The 17,799-nt window shown below is 71.4% G+C and carries 17 protein-coding genes; 7 read left to right on the top strand and 10 right to left on the bottom strand.

The genetic code is table 11. The features are described 5' to 3' along the window. Positions 1-137 precede the first annotated feature (137 nt). From PINTE_RS05830 to PINTE_RS05815, 5 genes are all read left to right on the top strand, one after another. Complete coding sequence (locus tag PINTE_RS05830) at positions 138-1,217, top strand: inositol-3-phosphate synthase (RefSeq protein WP_068427432.1); 1,080 nt, start codon at positions 138-140, stop codon at positions 1,215-1,217. Positions 1,218-1,341: 124 nt separating this feature from the next. After that, a complete protein-coding gene (locus PINTE_RS05825; protein WP_068427430.1) occupies positions 1,342-2,352 on the top strand; it encodes a zinc-binding dehydrogenase in 1,011 nt (336 codons plus the stop codon). Positions 2,353-2,392: 40 nt separating this feature from the next. After that, on the top strand, positions 2,393-2,956 hold the full coding sequence (locus PINTE_RS05820) for a DUF421 domain-containing protein (protein WP_068427429.1): 564 nt from the start codon (positions 2,393-2,395) through the stop codon (positions 2,954-2,956). Positions 2,957-3,152: 196 nt separating this feature from the next. Further along, positions 3,153-3,353, top strand: a complete 201-nt coding sequence (locus PINTE_RS23850; protein ID WP_217996512.1) for a hypothetical protein — start codon at positions 3,153-3,155, stop codon at positions 3,351-3,353. After that, positions 3,341-4,408: an MFS transporter gene (locus PINTE_RS05815; protein ID WP_217996511.1), complete on the top strand. Its 1,068-nt coding sequence runs from the start codon at positions 3,341-3,343 to the stop codon at positions 4,406-4,408. Before PINTE_RS23850 ends, PINTE_RS05815 begins: the two co-directional genes overlap by 13 nt. Positions 4,409-4,412: 4 nt before the next feature. On the opposite strand, the gene PINTE_RS05810 is transcribed toward PINTE_RS05815, so the two are convergent. The 10 genes from PINTE_RS05810 to PINTE_RS05765 all read right to left on the bottom strand — a co-directional run bounded on the left by PINTE_RS05810 (position 4,413) and on the right by PINTE_RS05765 (position 15,880). After that, the gene (locus PINTE_RS05810) at positions 4,413-5,222 is read right to left on the bottom strand and encodes a sulfite exporter TauE/SafE family protein (protein ID WP_068427428.1); all 810 of its coding nucleotides are present in this window, start codon (positions 5,220-5,222) and stop codon (positions 4,413-4,415) included. A gap of 119 nt (positions 5,223-5,341) precedes the next feature. Continuing rightward, a complete protein-coding gene (gene iolD, locus PINTE_RS05805) occupies positions 5,342-7,291 on the bottom strand; it encodes a 3D-(3,5/4)-trihydroxycyclohexane-1,2-dione acylhydrolase (decyclizing) (protein ID WP_068427496.1) in 1,950 nt (649 codons plus the stop codon). Positions 7,292-7,342: 51 nt separating this feature from the next. Further along, positions 7,343-8,428, bottom strand: a complete 1,086-nt coding sequence (locus tag PINTE_RS05800; RefSeq protein WP_068427426.1) for a transaldolase family protein — start codon at positions 8,426-8,428, stop codon at positions 7,343-7,345. Positions 8,429-8,532: 104 nt separating this feature from the next. Then, positions 8,533-9,525: a bile acid:sodium symporter family protein gene (locus PINTE_RS05795; protein ID WP_068427425.1), complete on the bottom strand. Its 993-nt coding sequence runs from the start codon at positions 9,523-9,525 to the stop codon at positions 8,533-8,535. 283 nt (positions 9,526-9,808) lie between these two features. After that, complete coding sequence (rplI, locus tag PINTE_RS05790; RefSeq protein ID WP_068427421.1) at positions 9,809-10,252, bottom strand: 50S ribosomal protein L9; 444 nt, start codon at positions 10,250-10,252, stop codon at positions 9,809-9,811. A gap of 23 nt (positions 10,253-10,275) precedes the next feature. Continuing rightward, positions 10,276-10,512, bottom strand: coding sequence for a 30S ribosomal protein S18 (rpsR, locus tag PINTE_RS05785; protein ID WP_006503798.1), 237 nt, complete (start codon positions 10,510-10,512; stop codon positions 10,276-10,278). Positions 10,513-10,670: 158 nt separating this feature from the next. After that, on the bottom strand, positions 10,671-11,258 hold the full coding sequence (locus PINTE_RS05780) for a single-stranded DNA-binding protein (protein WP_068427419.1): 588 nt from the start codon (positions 11,256-11,258) through the stop codon (positions 10,671-10,673). 49 nt (positions 11,259-11,307) lie between these two features. Further along, a complete protein-coding gene (rpsF, locus tag PINTE_RS05775) occupies positions 11,308-11,598 on the bottom strand; it encodes a 30S ribosomal protein S6 (protein ID WP_068427417.1) in 291 nt (96 codons plus the stop codon). A gap of 350 nt (positions 11,599-11,948) precedes the next feature. Next, positions 11,949-13,472 (bottom strand): glycosyltransferase 87 family protein, encoded by a 1,524-nt coding sequence (locus PINTE_RS05770; RefSeq protein ID WP_157087100.1) that lies wholly within the window; start codon positions 13,470-13,472, stop codon positions 11,949-11,951. A 155-nt stretch (positions 13,473-13,627) separates the two neighbouring features. After that, positions 13,628-15,880: a transglycosylase domain-containing protein gene (locus PINTE_RS05765; protein WP_157087099.1), complete on the bottom strand. Its 2,253-nt coding sequence runs from the start codon at positions 15,878-15,880 to the stop codon at positions 13,628-13,630. Between the two features lie 203 nt (positions 15,881-16,083). Between PINTE_RS05765 and PINTE_RS05760 the strand changes: the two genes are divergently transcribed. Together PINTE_RS05760 and PINTE_RS05755 are read left to right on the top strand one after the other, a co-directional pair. Beyond that, positions 16,084-16,761: a TetR/AcrR family transcriptional regulator gene (locus tag PINTE_RS05760; RefSeq protein ID WP_169798465.1), complete on the top strand. Its 678-nt coding sequence runs from the start codon at positions 16,084-16,086 to the stop codon at positions 16,759-16,761. After that, positions 16,758-17,699, top strand: coding sequence for an ABC transporter ATP-binding protein (locus tag PINTE_RS05755; protein WP_068427411.1), 942 nt, complete (start codon positions 16,758-16,760; stop codon positions 17,697-17,699). Before PINTE_RS05760 ends, PINTE_RS05755 begins: the two co-directional genes overlap by 4 nt. The last annotated feature ends 100 nt before the right edge of the window (positions 17,700-17,799 follow it).

The following is a 17,799-nucleotide window of genomic DNA, read 5'->3' as shown; positions in this document are numbered from 1 at the left end:
CGCGGCGCGATTCCACGCCTTGACGGCGGATGAACTGACAAAGAGCGGCTTTGTAGCCTTGCCCCTTGGGGTGGGCGATCGCATGTCCGCCCACGGGGTGCGGGACGCGCCCCGGCATCGTCGGAGGTTTGGGGTCAATGGGTTCGATTCGAGTGGCCATCGTCGGCGTCGGCAACTGCGCGAGTTCGCTCGTGCAGGGCGTCGAGTACTACCGGAACACGCCGGACGAGGCGAGCGTGCCAGGCCTCATGCACGTGCGTTTCGGCGACTATCACGTGCGTGACGTCGAATTCGTCGCCGCGTTCGACGTCGACGGCAAGAAGGTGGGCATGGATCTCGCCGAGGCCATCAACGCCTCGGAGAACAACACGATCAAGATCGCCGACGTGCCGCCGACCGGGGTGCCGGTGCAGCGCGGACACACGCACGACGGTCTCGGCAAGTACTACGCCGAGACAATCACGGAGTCCGACGCGGAGCCGGTCGACGTCGTCGCCGCGCTCAAGGAGGCCCGGGTCGACGTGCTCGTCTCCTACCTGCCGGTCGGCAGCGAGCTCGCCGACAAGTTCTACGCGCAGTGCTGCATCGACGCCGGGGTGGCGTTCGTCAACGCGCTGCCGGTGTTCATCGCCAGCGACCCGGAGTGGGCGGCGAAGTTCGAGGCGGCGGGCGTGCCGATCATCGGCGACGACATCAAGAGCCAGGTCGGCGCGACGATCACGCACCGGGTGCTGGCGCGGCTGTTCGAGGAGCGCGGCGTCGTGCTCGACCGCACGTACCAGCTCAACGTCGGCGGCAACATGGACTTCAAGAACATGCTCGAGCGCGAGCGGCTGGAGTCCAAGAAGATCAGCAAGACGCAGGCGGTCACCTCCAACCTCAGTCACGACCTGGGTGCGCGCAACGTGCACATCGGCCCGAGCGACTACGTGAGCTGGCTCGACGACCGCAAGTGGGCCTACGTGCGGCTCGAGGGCCGCGCCTTCGGCGACGTGCCGCTCAACCTGGAGTACAAGCTCGAGGTGTGGGATTCGCCGAACTCGGCGGGCATCATCATCGACGCGATCCGGGCCGCGAAGATCGCCCTCGACCGGGGTGTCGGCGGGCCGCTGCTGTCTCCGGCCGCGTACCTCATGAAGTCCCCGCCGGAGCAGCGGCCCGACGACCTCGGCCGCACGCAGCTGGAGGCCTTCATCGTGGGTGCCGCCGAGCGCTGAGCGAGCGCCCCGGCGTAACGGCCCGTCTGGCTCGGCCCGTCTGGCTCGGCGCGGCTGCCAGAGTGGATGGTGCGGGACGGGCCTCGGGTCCGCCCGATCCGGCGATCGTTCGAGGAGGCACGCGATGTGGGCGTTCCGGCAGCCGGCCCCGCGCCGGTACGAGATGGTGCAGGTCCCGGAGCCCGATCCGGCGGGCATGAGCGACGGTCAGGTCGTCGTCAGCTACCGGCTCGGGGCGCTGTGCGGCAGCGACAGCCCCAAGTTCCTCGGGCGGGATGCGGTCGGCGAGCCGATGTTCGGGCGGGTCGGCACGTCGATGCACGAGCTCGTCGGGATCGTGCGGGAGTCGCGTGACCCGCAGCTGCCGGTGGGTTCCCGGGTCGTCGGGGCGGTGCGTGGACACGCCGGCCTGTTCGAGCACGTCGTCAACTCCGGCTCGAACATGGCGCTGGTGCCGGACGACCTCGACGACGCCGCGGCGATCACCGCCCAGCCACTGGCGACGGTGCTCAGCGCCCTCGACCAGGTGCCCGCCCGCCGGCCGGGCCGGGCCCTCGTGCTCGGCCTCGGACCCCAGGGGCTGTTGTTCACGCATCTGCTGCACGACCGCGGGTGGCACGTGACGGGGCTCGACCGGGTCGACCGCGCGGACGTGGCCGGCGTCTTCGGTCTCGACGAGGTCGTCGTCGGCGACGCGGCGCAGTGGGCGCGGTCGCGGCCGGCGACCACCGGCCTGACGCCGGGGGCGCCGGGCACCACGCCCGGCGAGCGGCCCGAGCCGGGCTACGACCTCGTCGTCGACGCCATCGGCCACGATCAGGAGGTGCTCGATGCCGCCGTCCGCGTGCTGGCGACGTTCGGGCACATCGTGGCCTACGGCCTGCCCGAGTCGCACGTCGTCTTCCCGATGTGGGCGTTCCTGCGCAAGAACGCCACGCTCTCGGCCGGCACCGCCCGCCGGTGGCGCCCTCATCTGACCGACGCCCTGGAGCATCTGCGCACGCATCCCGCGCTGTACGAGGTCGGGGTCACCCACCGCTTTCCCCTCGACCGCATCGAGGAGGCGTTCGAACTGCACCTTCGGCCCGCGACCGGGCGCCTGAAGGTGCTGCTCGACCCGCCCGCCGGAGCCTGAGCGCTGGTCGCGGCGCCGCGCGGGTGCCATTCTTCGGGGCATGCTCGCCACCTTGGGAATCACCGCCGAACAAGCCCTGGACGTCGTGCTCTCCGCCGTGGGGATGTACGCGGCGTTCCTGGTCATGGTGCGGCTGTTCGGGGCTCGCGTGCTGGCGCGCATGACCACCTTCGACCTCGTCGTCACGCTCATGCTGGGCGCCGTGGCGGGCCGCGTCATCCTCGGGAACACGCCGGTGCTGGCGGCCGGTGTCGTCGGCCTGGGCACCCTGCTCGTGCTGGAGGTCGTGGTCGGCCGGTTGCGAACGATCCGGCGCTTCGACGCGTGGCTGACGCCCGCGCCGATCCTCATCATCGCCGACGGCCAGCTGCTCGACGCGGGGCTGCGGCGCGCGCATCTGAGCCAGTCCGAGGTCGCGGCCGCCCTGCGCGAGCGCGGATTCCGGCACGTCGACGAGGTGGCCTACGGCATCTTCGAGTCGACCGGGGTCATCAGCCTGTTGCGCCCGGGTCGGGATGTCGACCCGGCGCTCCTCGTCGACGTGCACCGACCCGCCGGCGACATCCGGCCGTGGTACCGGCGAGGCGGAGACCGTGCTTCGTGAGCGGCCCGCGGACTCTCGTGTAGCCGCTGATATCACGTGAATGGCGTTCTGAGGGTGTCGTTATCCACGTGATGGATAGCTGGCATCGGTGACTGTCTCTTCCGCCCACACGTGCGGTGCGTTCACACTTCGTCGAAACCGTTCGTTTCCGGCATCGTCTCCGCACGCGCCGGCCAGTCGTGCGCGAGGAGTGCCGATGTCGTCATCCCCTGCCACCGAGCCCGATCTCGACTCTCAGGTGGCCACCGATCCCCGTACCGGCCGGCCGGCCGGCGCCCTGCAGGGCGGGATTCTGCTGGCGTGCGCGTGCATGGCCGTGCTCGCGGCCGTGCTCATGTCGCCCAACCTGCCGCGGATCCAGCAGGCGTTCGCCGACACCCCGGGGTGTCCGCGCTGACGCCGATGGTCGTCACCGTTCCGGCGCTCATGGTCGGTCTCACGGCCCTGATCGCCGGCCGCGTCGTCGACCGCGTCGGCCGCAAGCGGCTCCTCGTCGGCTCGCTCGTGGTCTACGCGATCGCGGGCACGGCGCCGCTGTACCTGCCGACCCTGCCGCTCATCGTCGGCAGTCGGGTCATCGTCGGCCTCGCCGAGGCCGCGATCATGACGTGCTGCACGACGATGCTCGCCGACTACTTCCACGGCCGACAGCGCGAGCGCTACTTCGGCTACCAGGTGATGGCGACGACGATCGCGGCCACCGTGCTGTTCGGTCTCGGCGGGGCGCTCGGCGCCCAGCACTGGCGGGTGCCGTTCGTGCTGTACGCCGTGGCGCTCGTGCTCGCCGTGCTCGTCGCGGCCTTCCTGTGGCAGCCGGCGCACCAGGTCGAGTCGACCGACCACCTCGTGCCGATCCCGTGGCGCCGGATCATCGCCCCGGTGCTCGTCACCTTCCTCGGCGGCCTCGTGTTCTACGTGCTCATCGTGCAACTGTCGTACAAGCTCGACAGCCTCGGCCTGTCGAACCCGGCGACGATCGGCATGGTCAGCGCGATCGCCTCGCTCGGCACGGCCACCGGCGCGTTCGCGTTCACCCGGCTCGCCCCGCGCGGACCGGCGGTCACCGTGCCGCTGGGGTTCGTGCTCTCCGGGATCGGGCTCGTCGCCCTCGGCCTCTCGCAGGCGCTGCCGCTGGTCATCGGGTCCGCGGTGCTCACCGGGCTCGGCAACGGACTGCTGCTGCCCGCGCTGCTGACCTGGGCGCTGACGCCGCTGACCTACGAGCAGCGCGGTCGCGGCACCGGGCTGTGGACCTCCGCGAGCTTCCTCGGCAACTTCGCCAGCCCGATCGTCGTCATCGCCCTCGGCGCCGCGTTCGGCGGACTCGGGCCGGCCATCGCCGCCATCGGCGCCCTCTCCCTGGTCGTCGGCGTCGCGGTGCGGCTCGGGCGGCGCAGCTCGAGCGCCGGCGTCGCGATCGATGCCGCACAGGCGCCGGGCGTCACGCACTGACGCGTCACGACACCATGAGCCAGGCTCCGGAGAGCCCGGCGACGACGAGCACGACCTTCTCGAAGACGTCCTTGGAGATCCGGGAGATCAGCCACCGGCCGAGCACGGCGCCGAGCAGCACGGCCGGCACGAGGGCCAGGCACAGCAGCAGCCGCTGCGGGCGCACGAGCCCCAGGCCGATGCTGAACGGGAGCTTCGTGAGGTTCACGGCCGCGAAGAACCACGCGAGGGTGCCGACGAACCTCGTCACCTCGAGATCACGCCGCAGCAGGTAGAGCGTCATCACCGGCCCACCGGCGTTGGCGACCATCGTCGTGAAACCGGCCAACCAGCCGAAGCCCGCCGAGCCCAGCGCCGACGCGAGCGCGGACCGGGCGCCGCTGGGCTGCGCCACTGGCGCGGCCGGCTCCCTCGACCCGGTCGCCTCGCGAAGGCGACGGGCGTCGCGGCCGGCCAGCCACATGCGCCAGGCCTGCAGCAGCGACATGGCCACGACGATGCCGCCGATGACGGGCTTGAGCAGCGCCACCGGCGCGAAACCGAGGAAGACCGCGCCGACGACGACGCCGACGAGCACCGGCAGCATGAGCCGGCGGATCAGCGCCCAGTCGCCGTGCCGCCGGTACGTCCACACGGCGGTCGCGTCGCCGACCATGAGCAGCACGAGCATGACACCCGTCGACTCCCGCGTCGGCAGCACCGAGGCGAACAACACGATGGAGACCGTCGCTGCCCCACCGATCGCGGTCTTGGAGAAGCCGATGAGCACGGCCGCGAGGGCCAGCGCGACGTAACCGAGCGCGTCCACACCCATGTCATCCTCCCTTCTGCGGCTCCCGCCCGTGTTGCGGCCGCAGGCGAGCTTAGGTCACGCGAACGCGCGGAGCCGGTCGCGCACCCAGGCGCGACCGGCTCCGTCTGCGGCGTGGAACCTCAGAGGTAGTGCCGCTGGGCGGCCTTCTCCTCCTCGTACTCCTTACTCGCCAGTTGCGTGCTCTCCAGCTCGCTGACCTGGGAGACGGGCACGTCCCACCACGCGCTGCCGGGCGGGTTGGGGCCGTACAGGTCGGTCTCGATGTAGAGCACGACCGGGCCGTCCATCCCTTCGGCCCTGCGGTAGTTCTCGCGGAACTCGTCCATGCCGTGGCAGGTCAGCACCTGGGCGCCCCAGCTCGCGGCGTTCGCGGCGAGGTCGAACGGGATGTTCTCGCCGTCGAGGCGGCCGGTCTGCTCGTTGCGCATCCGGTACTTGGTGCCGAACCGCTGGCTGCCGCGCGACTCGCTCAGCGCCCCGATCGAGGCGAAGCCGTGGTTCTGCAGCAGCACGAAGATCACCTTGAGCCGCTCGGCGACGATCGTGGCGATCTCCATCGGCAGCATCTGGTACGTGCCGTCTCCGACGATCGCGACGACCTGCCCCTGCTCGCCCTTGGCCATCCGCACGCCCATGGCCGCCGGGATCTCGTAACCCATGCAGGAGTAGGCGTACTCCAGGTGGTACTGCTCCGGGGTGCTCGCCCGCCACAGGCACTGCAGGTCACCCGGCATGGAGCCGGCGGCGTTGATGACCACGTCGTCCTCGCCCATGAGTTCGTTGAGGGCGCCGAACACCTCGGTCTGCGCGGGCAGGGGGGTCTGGTCGCGGTGGTAGCACTCGTCGACGACCTTCTGCCATTCGGCGTCGAGGTCGACGGCGCGTTGCGCGTAGGACTCCTCGACGCGGAAGCCGTCGAGCCCGGCCTGCAGGGCGCTCAGCGCCTCCCCGGCGTCGGCCACGAGCATCGTCGCCGAGTGCTTGGCGGCATCGAACGGCACCACGTTGACGTTGACGAACCGCACGTCCGGGTTGGCGAAGATCGTGTGGCTCGCGGTCGTGAAGTCGCTGTAGCGGGTGCCGATCCCGATGACGACGTCGGCCTCGCGCGCCAGCGTGTTCGCGGCACTGTTTCCCGTGGAACCAACGCCGCCGACGGCGCAGCGGTGGTCCCAGTTGATCGCGCCCTTGCCGGCCTGGGTGTCGGCGACCGGAATGCCGGTCGCAGTCGCGAACTCGCGCAACGCCTCGCTCGCGCCGGAGTAGATGACGCCGCCACCCGCGACGACCAGCGGCTTCTTGGCCGACGCGATGACCGCCAGGGCTCGGTCGAGCGCCGCGGGCTCCGGCACGGGTCGCGCGACGTGCCACACCCGCTTGCGGAAGAACTCCTCCGGCCAGTCGAACGCCTCGGCCTGCACGTCCTGCGGGAGGCAGATCGTCACGGCGCCGGTCTCGGCCGGGTCGGCGAGCACCCGCATCGCCGCGAGCGCACTCGGCACGAGCTGCTCGGGGCGGTTGATGCGGTCCCAGTAGCGCGAGACCGGCTTGAACGCGTCGTTGACGCTGATGTCCAGGGTGCGCGGGTCCTCCAGCTGCTGCAGCACCGGGTCGGGGTAGCGGGTCGCGAAGATGTCGCTCGGCAGCAGCAGCACCGGCAGCCGGTTGGTCGTCGCCAGCGCCGCGCCGGTGATCATGTTCGTCGACCCGGGACCGATGGAGGCCGTGACCGCGAGCGCCTGGAGCCGGTTGGTCGTCTTGGCGAAGGCGGCCGCCGCGTTGACGGCGCCCTGCTCGTTGCGGGCCATGTAGTAGGGCAGTTCGCCCGACGCGGGGTCGGTGACCGGGCGGGCGGTCACGCTGTCTCCGCCGCCCGACTCCTCGGCCTGCACCTGGGCCTGCAGCAGGGCCTGCCCGACACCGGCCACGTTGCCGTGGCCGAAGATGCCGAAGATGCCGGGCACGAGGCGCCGTTCGACGCCGTCGCGCTCGCTGTACTGGGCCGCGAGGAAGCGCACGAGGGCCTGGGCCACGGTGAGCCGGACGGTCCGACTACCGGATGACGTCATCGTCATATCTCCTTGAAGTTGCCGCGGTAGAGATGAGATCGGTACGCCGGCTCAGGGCGCGGGAACGAGGATGTCGCGCACCAGGGCGTCGAGGTCCGCGTCCGCCTGCAGGAACTGCCGCAGCGTCTTGCGGGTGGCGCCGAAGTCGTCGAACTGCGCGGGCGTCATGCCGTCGACGTCGTAGGCCTTACGGAAGTCGGGGATCTTCTCGTACAGGGTGTCGATGATCGTCTGGTCGACCGGGATGTCCATGCGCGGGGTCGGGTCGACGCCGCTGGCCTGGAACTTCTGCTGCCACGCGAACGGCGGGGAGAGCACCACGTCGCCGCCGACGAACTCGGTCCACTGCAGACCGTTGCGGTAGGCGGCCGACAGCAGGCGAGAGCGCAGGCCGCGCTCCTTGAAGATGCCGTACGCCTTCTTGAAGGCCGCGACGCCGGCCCACTCCAGGTAGCCCGGGTCGAACACGTGACCCTCGCGCTTGTAGCACTCCTTCATCCAGTCGTCGAGGCGGCCACACATGATCGTGACGACGTGACCGGAGTTCTCCACCGGCTTGCCCTCGGCCTCGCGGCGCTTGAGGCCGCGCTCGATCGCCTCGCCGGCCTCGACGGCCTGCGGCACGGTGAAGGAGACGGTGACGTTCATCGTGACGCCGCGGTAGGCGGCCTCTTCGATGGCCTTGATGCCGACCTGCGTGGCCGGCACCTTGACGATGATGTTCTCCGCGAGGCCGCTGAAGTACTCGGCCTGGTCGGCGAGGGCCTCGGCGTCGCGGTGGAAGCGCGGGTCGGTCTGCATCGAGAGCCGCCCGTTGACGCCGTGGTACTTCTCGAAGGCGGGCTCGAGCAGCTTGGCCGCGTCGATGGAGACTTCCTCGACGACCTTCCAGCCGATCTCGGACTCACCGGCGGTGGGGAACTCGGCGGCGAGCTCCTTGATGCGGGCGGTCCAGCGCGGCAGGTCGGCCTTGATGCAGGCCAGCGCGATCACCGGGTTGCAGGTCGCACCGACGGCGCCGAACTCGATGGACTGCTTCAACTCGGCCGGGTCGGCCGAGTCGTTCCACAGGACGGTGCCCGTCGTCTCGGTCATCGTGTTCAGCGGCTTTTCGGTGCGGCTGGCGGTGACGGTCATGGTTCCTCCGCGATGAGGCAGTTGGGGTGGCTTCGCGATCCATTCAACCGCTAGGGCGTTCGACCTGTCAACCAAATGTCTTTACAAAGTCCCCGGGCTGGCGGTCACGTCGCGGAGTCGGTGGGGCCCGGTCGGCGGGCGTCGCGGCTGCGGAAGTAGGCGGCCAGCAGCGCCCCGGACAGGTTGTGCCAGACGGAGAACACCGCGCCGGGCAGGGCCGCGGTCGGGGTGAAGAACGTCGCGGCCAGCCCGGAGGCCAGGCCGGAGTTCTGCATGCCGACCTCGATCGCCACGGTGCGCGCGACCCGCTCGGGCTGCCCGGTGAGGCGGGCCGCGAGGTAGCCCAGGAGCAGACCCAACCCGTTGTGCAGCACGACGGCGGCGAGGACGATGAGGCCGGCGCCGATGAGCCGCTCGGCGGACAGCGACACGACGATCGCGACGACGATCGAGATCGCCGCGACCGAGAACCACGGCAGCACGGGCAGCAGGGCGGCGACGGCGCGCGGCAGGAAGGCCCGCACGAGCAGGCCGAGGATCACCGGCACGAGCACGATCTGCACCATGCTCACCGCCATGCCGGCGGCGTCGACCGGCAGGCGGGCGCCGACCAGCCAAAGTGTGAGCAGCGGGGTGACGATCGGTGCCAGCAGGGTGGAGATCGAGGTCATCGTCACCGACAGCGCCACGTCGGCACGGGCGAGGTAGGCGACGACGTTGCTGGCGGTGCCGCCGGGCACACACCCGACGAGCACGACGCCGACCGTCAGCTCGTCGGGCAGGTTCAGCGCCGTCGCGACAGCGAGACCGGCCAGCGGCATGACCGCGTACTGCGCGAGCACGCCGAGCAGCACCGGCAGCGGCCGGGTGATGACGAGCGTGAAGTCCGGCAGCCGCAGGGTCAGGCCCATTCCGAACATGATGAGCCCCAGCATCGGGTTGATGAACCCGGCCAGCCCCGAGAGCGGCTCGGCGAAGAAGTAGCCGATCACCCCGGCGGCGAGCACGAGCATCGGGAAGATCGCGACCGCGCGCAACGCGCTGCGTTCCTCGGCGACGGCGGTCGGGGGCGGCGCGGGCGCCAACGGATCAGTCACGGGCACACAGCCTCTCCGAGGTCGTCCACGATGGCAAGGCAGCCGGGCCGCGAGACGGCCAGCCGGCCAGACGGCAAGTCCGCGGGCCGGCCGAACGGCGCGAGGGCAAAGCAACGAGACGGCCAGACAGCGAGCCGGCCAGGCGCGCGGGCGGGCGAGGCGCGCGAGCGGGCGAGGCGCGCGAGCGGCCTTCGCGGGGGCGACCCGCACGGCGCAGGCCCGCACCCCGGTGCGGGATGCGGGCCTGCGCGCGTGACCGCCGGCGGAGCCGGCGCGTGGTTCGTCAGCCGGCGACGACCTGCAGCTGCACGGTCGCCTTGACCTCGGGGTGCAGGGCGACGGTGGCGCTGTGCTCCCCGACCGCCTTGATCGGCGAGGGGAACTCGACGCGGCGCTTGTCGATCGTGATGCCCCGCTCGCTCGCCGCGACCGCGACGTCGGACTGGGTCACCGCGCCGAACAGGCGCCCGCCGGAGGCGGCGTGGGCGCTGATGCGCAGCGGCTGCGCCTCGAGCTGCCCCTTGACGCCCTTGGCCTCGTCGAGGCTCTTCAGCTCGCGGGCCGCGCGGCCCTTCTGCAGATCCTCGACCTGCTTCTGGCCGCCCTTGGACCACGGCGTCGCTAGGCCCCGCGGCAGCAGGAAGTTGCGGCCGTAGCCGTCCTTGACCTCGACGACGTCACCGGCGGAGCCGAGACCGGACACCTCGTTGGTGAGAATGAGCTTCATCGTTCCTCCTTGCGGCGCCCGGCTCAGCGAGCCGAGCTGCTGTACGGCAGCAGCGCCATCTCGCGGGCGTTCTTCACGGCCTTGGCGATGAGGCGCTGCTCCTGCACGGAGACGCCGGTGACGCGGCGGGCGCGGATCTTGCCGCGGTCGGAGATGAACTTGCGCAGCAGCGCGGTGTCCTTGTAGTCGATGTTCTCGATCTTGGCGACCTTGAGCGGGTTCGCCTTCTTCTTGGGCTTACGCACAACGGGCTTGGCCATCGTGGTGCTCTCCCTTCCTGGTGAGAGCCCGGGGCTTCCGGCCCCGGGATGGGTCTTGCTGGATGAACGCGGCGAACCGCGTGGTGACGCGGGCGAACCGCGCCGGGGATGTCGGGCGCCCGCGGCGGGCGGGCGCCGACGACGTCACGGGTGCCGGATCAGAACGGGGGCTCGTCGTAGGATGGGGCGTTGCCCCACCCGCCGGAGCCCGAACCGCCGCCCGGGCCGGAGTTGCCGCCCTGATTGCCCTGGCCGCCCTGGCCGCCGGTGGCCCACGGGTCGGAGTCGGGCCGGGACTGGCCGTAGCCGCCCTGACCGCCTCCGCCGTAGCCACCCTGGCCGCCCTGGCCGCCGCCGAAGCCACCGCCTCCGCCGCCGCGCTGGGTCTTGTTGACCTTGGCGGTGGCGTAGCGCAGCGACGGGCCGACCTCGTCGACCTGCATCTCCATGACGGAGCGCTTCTGGCCGGTCTCCTTGTCTTCCCACGAGCGGGAGACGAGGCGTCCGGAGACGATGACTCGTGCGCCCCGCTGCAGCGACTCGGCGACGTTCTCGGCCGCCTCCCGCCACACCGAGCAGCGCATGAACAGCGTCTCGCCGTCCTTCCACTCGTTGCTCTGTCGGTCGAACTGTCGGGGCGTGGACGCCACGGTGAAGTTCGCGACCGCCGCACCCGAGGGGGTGAAGCGCAACTCGGGGTCGGCCGTGAGGTTGCCGATCACGGTGATCTGGGTTTCGCCGGCCATGGGATGACTGCCTCTCTGCAGGCTGGAGGGGACGGGGGTGACGTGCGGGTCAGGCGGCCTCGGGCCGGATCAGCTTCGTGCGAAGAATCTGCTCGGACAGCCCGAGCTGACGGTCCAGCTCCTTGGCCGTGGCCGGCTCCGCGGTGAAGTTGACGACGACGTAGACGCCCTCGGAACGCTTCTTGATCTCGTAGGCGAGACGACGACGGCCCCAGACGTCGATGTTGTCGATGGTGCCCTTGTCGTTGGTGATGACAGCGAGGAACCGCTCGAGAGTGGTCGCCACCTGGCGGTCGTCCACCTCGGGGTCGACGATGATCATGATCTCGTACTGACGCATGCTGCTTAACCCACCTCCTCTGGTCTGTAGCGGTCACGGCTGTGGGCCGTGACAGAAGGGTCTTGCTGCGTTGGTCTCGACGACGCGAGGGCGGGCGGCACCCAGCGGCGTACACCGTGGGTTTGGCCCGCATCTCGTGACATCGCCGCGGCCACCCGGCTCCTGCGGAGGAGGACGCGGCCCGCGCGATGCGCCCGGAGGACCGGGCCGTCGATGGGACGTGGTCCAGAGTAACCGCCGCGCACGGCAGTCGCCGAATCCGCTGTGGATAACGCGCGTCGAGCCGGAGCCGGTCGCGCGCCTGTGGACGGATCCGCGTCACGCGGTGAGGACGTGGCAGCGGGCTGCGCTCACCCGAAGGTGACGACGAGGGCGTCGTCCCGACCGGCCGCCGGTCCCGCGGCGTCGTCGGGGTCGCGCCGGGCGGCGATCGCGGCCTCGTCGGTCGGCTCGCCGGGCGCGCCGAGGTCGTCGAGGGTGTCGGGATCGTCGAGGAGACCGAACCCCTCCGGCAGCGGCTGGTCGGGGGGCACCGCGGCGGGCCGGCGCAGCGCGGTCACCGTCACCCGGTAGGCGAGGTAGACCAGCGCGGCGCAGCGCAGCACGAGGAAGAAGGCGTACCACTCCTGCGGCAGGGCCCGGGTCGGCTCGTCCTGCCCGCCGAGGTAGAGCCAGACCGCCACGAAGTACAGCAGTTCGGCCACCCACCAGCCGATCACGTCGCGCCACCGGAGCCCGGCGAGCGCCGCCAGCGGCGCCAGCGCGAGTGTGGCCTGCACCGGGATCGTCTTCGAGGTGAGCAGCACGACCACGAGAACGAGGACGAGCACCTCGGCCACCTTCGGCCGGTGCGCCGGCACGAACGTCAAGACGGCCCCGGCGATGAGCGCGACGACCCACCCGGCGATGGCGAGGGCGGTCAGCATTCCGAGCGGCATGTCGTAGCCCATGAGATTGCCCAGGTAGACCGGTGCGCCGTACTCGGCCCCGGCCCCGAGCCACGACTGGTAAGGGGCGAGCACCCCGCCTCCGGCGACGAGACCGACGAGCAGCAGCACTCCCGCCCAGGTCGCCGCGGCCACCGCGGCCGTGCGCGCCGCCACCCGCGGCACCCCGGCGCGGGCGGCGATGAACACGAGCACGATGACGACGAGCGCGGCGTACGAGCGGGCGGAGGCCGCGGCCCCGAGGGCCAGACCGGCCCACACGGGCTTTTCGCGCGCCCACAGCAGCAGGCCGACCGCCACGAGGGCGACCCCCAGCAGGTCGGGCGCGACGAGCACTGTCGTGATGAGCAGCGGGCACGCCGCGACCTGCGCGGCCCGCCACGGGTCACGACGCAGCGTGAGGGTCGTCGCGGTGACGAGCACCACGGCGAGCACGACGGCCAGCACCGTCCAGGCCGCGACGAACCAGGTGGCCTCCCGCGGTCCGCTCGGCACCACCTGGGCCATCGCCCACAGCACCAGCCCCGTGCCGGCGGGCTGGTTGACGGCGGTGCCGGCGTCGCCGTAGGGCATCGAGCCGGTGACGAGACCCGAGGTCACGTACATGCGGGGCAGGTCGGAGTAGCAGGCCCGCCAGAACACCTCCGAGCCGCCCCAGCCATGGGTGAAGCAGTAACTCTTCTGCACCGCGCCGAGCCCGACGAAGACGGCCGCGACGATCGCGAGCACCGCCGCGATCGGGCGTGCCGGGAGCACGAGCAACCGCCGGCGCGGGCCGGTGCCACCCCAGCGGGTGCGCTCCAGGCGGGCGTGCCGCCCCAGGGGCCCACCGAGCACCTCGGAGGCGGCGGCGACGAGCGGCTCGTCGGCGGAGGGGACGCCCGCGCGCGACGGGTCCACCGGGCCGCGGGGTCTACTGGCGGGCATGAGGTAAGCCTAAGCGGGCGCGGGGCGCCGACGCGGCCGGGCACCCGTGCCGCAGCGCCCGAACCGGCTCCGACGCTCGGACGGATTCGCGCGGGCCCCAACGGATTCGAGATGGCCACGCCGGTCACGGGCCGGCGCCGCCGGACGGGGCGTCGCTACTCCTCGTCCGCGGGGGCAGGGCCGTTGTCGTCCCCGGCGGACTCGCGCTCCCGGTCGGAGGTCGAGTTCTCCGAGTCGCCGTCGCCGGAGTCCGAGCTGCGACCCGACTCCTCGCTCGAGCTCTCGTCGGAGTTCTCATCCGAGCTCTCGTCGGAGTTCTCGTCGGAGCTCTCGTCCGAGCTCTCGTCCGAACTCTCCTCGTCGGAGGATTCGGAGGTCGGCGAGGACGACGTGCGTCGCGGCGAGGGCGTCTGCACGGGCGGCACCCAGCGCACCTGCGAGTCGCCGATGCCGACCCGATCCGGGAACGACGCGACCGGCGTGCCCTGCAGGTAACGGCGCATGAAGCCCGTCCAGATCTGCACCGGGTACGACCCGCCGGTCAGCTCCGCGCGGCCGCCGATGCCCTGCAGCGGCTGGGCGTTGCCCTGCTCGTCCGGCAGGTAGAGCGCGACGGCCGTGGCGGCCTGCGGGGTGAATCCGTCGAACCAGACCGCGCGGTTCTCGGTGGTGGTGCCGGTCTTGCCCGCCGCCGGCCGGCCGAGCTCCCGGGCGCCCGTGGCGGTTCCCTCGCGCACCACCCGGGTCATCGCGTCGACGGCATCGGCCGCCACGTCGGCGCTGATCGCGTCGCTGACCTGCGGGGTGACCGCCCAGGCCGGCACCGAGTCGTCGACCGAGGTGACCGCGCTGACGAGATAGGGCTCGGCCCGCTTACCGCCGGAGGCCAGCGTGGCGTACGCGTTGGCCATGTCGATGACCCGCGGGGAGGCGGTGCCGAAGACGTTCGCGTAGTTGTCCGACAGTCCCGCGGTGTTCGCGGGCAGACCCATCCGCACCGCGACGTCGCGGGTCGCGGCGGCCCCGACCTCGGTGTTGAGGTCGGCGTAGGCGGTGTTCGCCGACTTGGCGGTGGCGTCGCGCAGCGTGATCGTGCCGTAGCTGGTGTCGCCGAAGTTCGTCACCTTGCCGGTGGGGTTCTGCTCGCTGCGGAACTCCCGGAAGTACCGCGGGCTCGAGGCGTCGAAGGGGGTGCGGGTGCTGATGCCCTTCTCGAGGGCCGCGACGAGGGTGAACGCCTTGAACGTCGAACCGCCTTGCAGCTGGGCCTGGGTGGCGGCGTTGTACGGCTCGGTGCTGAAGTCGCGGCCGCCGTACATGGCGAGGATCGCACCGTCTCCGGGTCGGATCGACACGAGACCGACCCGCACGTCGTCGGCCCGTCCGCCGCTGGGGCGGTTCTCCTGCACGGCCGTGATGGCGTCCGTCTGGGCATCGCGCGAGATCGTCGTCGTGATGCGCAGGCCGCCGCGGTCGATCTCGGCCTCCGACAGGCCGATCTTGCTGGACAGCTCGTTCTGCACCTGCTGCACGATGTAGCCATTGGGTCCGGAGGCCCCGGAGCGGGTGCGCGACTCGACGACCTGCGGGAACGTGACCCCCGCCCGCTGCGCCGCGGTGAGCCAGCCCTGCCCGACCATGCCGTCGAGCACGTAGTCGACGCGCTCACGCGCGTTCTTCTCGGCGTCCGGCCCCTCCGCCGGGTCGTACAGCGACGGCGCCCGGATGACAGACGCCAGCAGCGCCCCCTCACCCACCGAGAGCTGGTCGACGGTCTTGTTGAAGTAGGCCCGCGAGGCCGCCTGGATGCCGGAGGCGCCGCGACCGAAATAGATCGTGTTGAGGTAGTTCTGCAGAATCTCCTGCTTGGACTGCTGCTGCTCGACCTTGATCGAGATGATCAGTTCGCGCACCTTGCGACCGATCGTCTGGTCCTGGGTGAGGAAGTAGTTTTTCACGTATTGCTGCGTGATCGTCGAGCCACCCTGGGTCGGGCCGCCGCTGACCGCCGCCCACACCGCGCGGCTGATGCCGCTCAGCGAGAACCCGGGGTTGTCGTAGAAGTTGCGGTCCTCGGCGGCGAGCATCGCGTCCTGCACGTGCTGCGGCACGTCGGACAGCGGCACCGACTCCCGGTTGACCTCCGAGAACCGGTGCATCTCGGTCTGGCCGTCGCTGAAGTAGATGATCGAGGTCTGCGCCTGGGCCTGCTCGTTGGGGTCCGGAACGCGCACGACCGCGAACAGGATCGCGATCGTCAGCAGTCCGAGCAGGACGAGAATCCCGAGAATCCCCAGGATCCCCTTCGGGGTGCGCCAGACGGTCTTGAAGTCGATGCTCCGCAGCCTCTCCTTCACGGAGGGCTTGGGCGACCGCCCGCCGGACACATTCCCGCTCGGAGAACTCACGCACGCCTCCACATGGTCGAACTCTGGTCGGACTCGGAACGAATGGCTCGAAGCACCCGCCGGACGCCGGTGTGTCCCGCATGGCAAGTATGAACACTCCCCCTGGACCACGCCTGCATCAAAGCTTTACGAGTTCTTGTGAACCCGGTGGATCCGCGCTGACAGTTGGACCGTCGACTGAACACGTGTTTAGACTAGTGAACATGCGTTCAGCCGACCTGACCGCGCGGGCGCGGATCCGCGACGCCGCGATCGCGCAGTTCGCCGAGCACGGCTACGCCCGGTCGAGCCTGCGCAGCATCGCCGACCGGGCGGGCGTCTCGGCCGCGCTCGTCGTGCACCACTTCGGGAGCAAGGACGGGTTGCGGGCCGCGTGCGACGAGCACCTGCTGACGTTCGTGCAGGCGGAGAAGTCGGCGGCGCTGACCTCCGGGTCGCTGCCGGGGATGTCGGCGTACCTGGCCCGCAACCCGCAGGTCCGGCCGATGTACGCCTATCTCGTGCGGGTGCTCGCCGAGGGCGGGCCGGCCGCCGACGGGCTGTTCGACCAGATGGTCGACACGACGTCGGCCGTGTTCGCCGCGGGAGTGGAGGCGGGCAGCGTGCGGCCCAGCGCCGACCCGGCGGCCCGCGCGGCCGTTCAGACGGCGATCGCCCTGGGGCTGTTGATCTTCGACGCCCAGCTCGGTCGCCACCTCGGCGCGGCGAGCGTGCTCGATCAGCCGGCGCTCGACCGCTACGTCAGCGAGGCCATCGACCTGTACACGTCCGCGCTGTTCGTCGGTCCCCTCGCCCAGGAGGCCCGGCGGCAGTATCTGCGCGACAACCAGTCCGACCACCCATCCGACAACCGATCCGACAACTCAGGGGGCACCTCATGACCGAGACCACCGGCCCGGCTCCCGCCGTCGACCTGGAGGCGGTGACCAAGCGATTCGGCCGCGTGACGGCCCTCGACGAGTTGACGATGACCGTGCCCACCGGCCAGATCCACGGGTTTCTCGGGCCCAACGGCGCCGGCAAGTCGACGACGATCCGCGTGCTGCTGGGGCTGCTGCGCCCGGAGTCGGGCCGGGCCCGTCTGCTCGGCGGCGACCCGTGGGCGGACGCTCCGCGGCTGCACCGACGGCTGGCGTACGTGCCCGGCGACGTCTCGCTGTGGCCGAACCTCACCGGCGGGGAGGCCATCGACCTGCTCGGGCACGCCCGCGGCCACCTCGACACCGCTCGCCGGGACGAGCTCATCGAGCGGTTCGACCTGGACCCGACGAAGAAGGGCCGCGCCTACTCCAAGGGCAACCGGCAGAAGGTCGCGCTCGTCGCCGCGCTCGCCGGCGACGCCGACCTGCTGCTGCTCGACGAGCCGACCAGCGGCCTGGACCCGCTCATGGAGCGCGTGTTCACCGACTGCCTGCGCGACGAACGCCGGCGGGGGCGCACGGTGCTGCTCAGCAGCCACATCCTGTCCGAGGTCGAGGCCCTGTGCGACCACGTGAGCATCATCCGCGCCGGACGGCTCGTGGAGAGCGGAACGCTCGCGCAGCTGCGGCACCTGACCCGCACCCAGCTCGTCGCGCAGTTGCGCGACGACCCCCCTGCGGCGGCGCTGGCCGCCCTCACCGGTGTGCCCGGGGTGCACGACGCGCACGTGGACGGCGGCCGGCTCACCTGCCAGGTTGACGACGCCGCGCTGACCGCGGCACTCGGGGCGCTCGCCGCCCTCGGGGTTCGTTCGCTGGTCAGCTCCCCGCCCACGCTGGAGGAGCTGTTCCTGCGGCACTACGACGAGTCACCCTCGCCCGCGACGGCGGCGTCATGACCACGCTCGCGCAGACGCTCCGCGGCCGGGCCCGCCGCGGGGCCCCGGGTCGGGATGGCCGGGGCCGGGGGAGCTGGGGCCGCGGGAGCTGGGGCCGCCG

Source organism: Piscicoccus intestinalis NBRC 104926 (genome assembly GCF_001515525.1).
GTDB lineage: Bacteria > Actinomycetota > Actinomycetes > Actinomycetales > Dermatophilaceae > Kineosphaera > Kineosphaera intestinalis.
The sequence above is the reverse complement of the archived record's forward strand: the minus strand, read 5'-3'. Positions and strand labels throughout refer to the sequence as shown.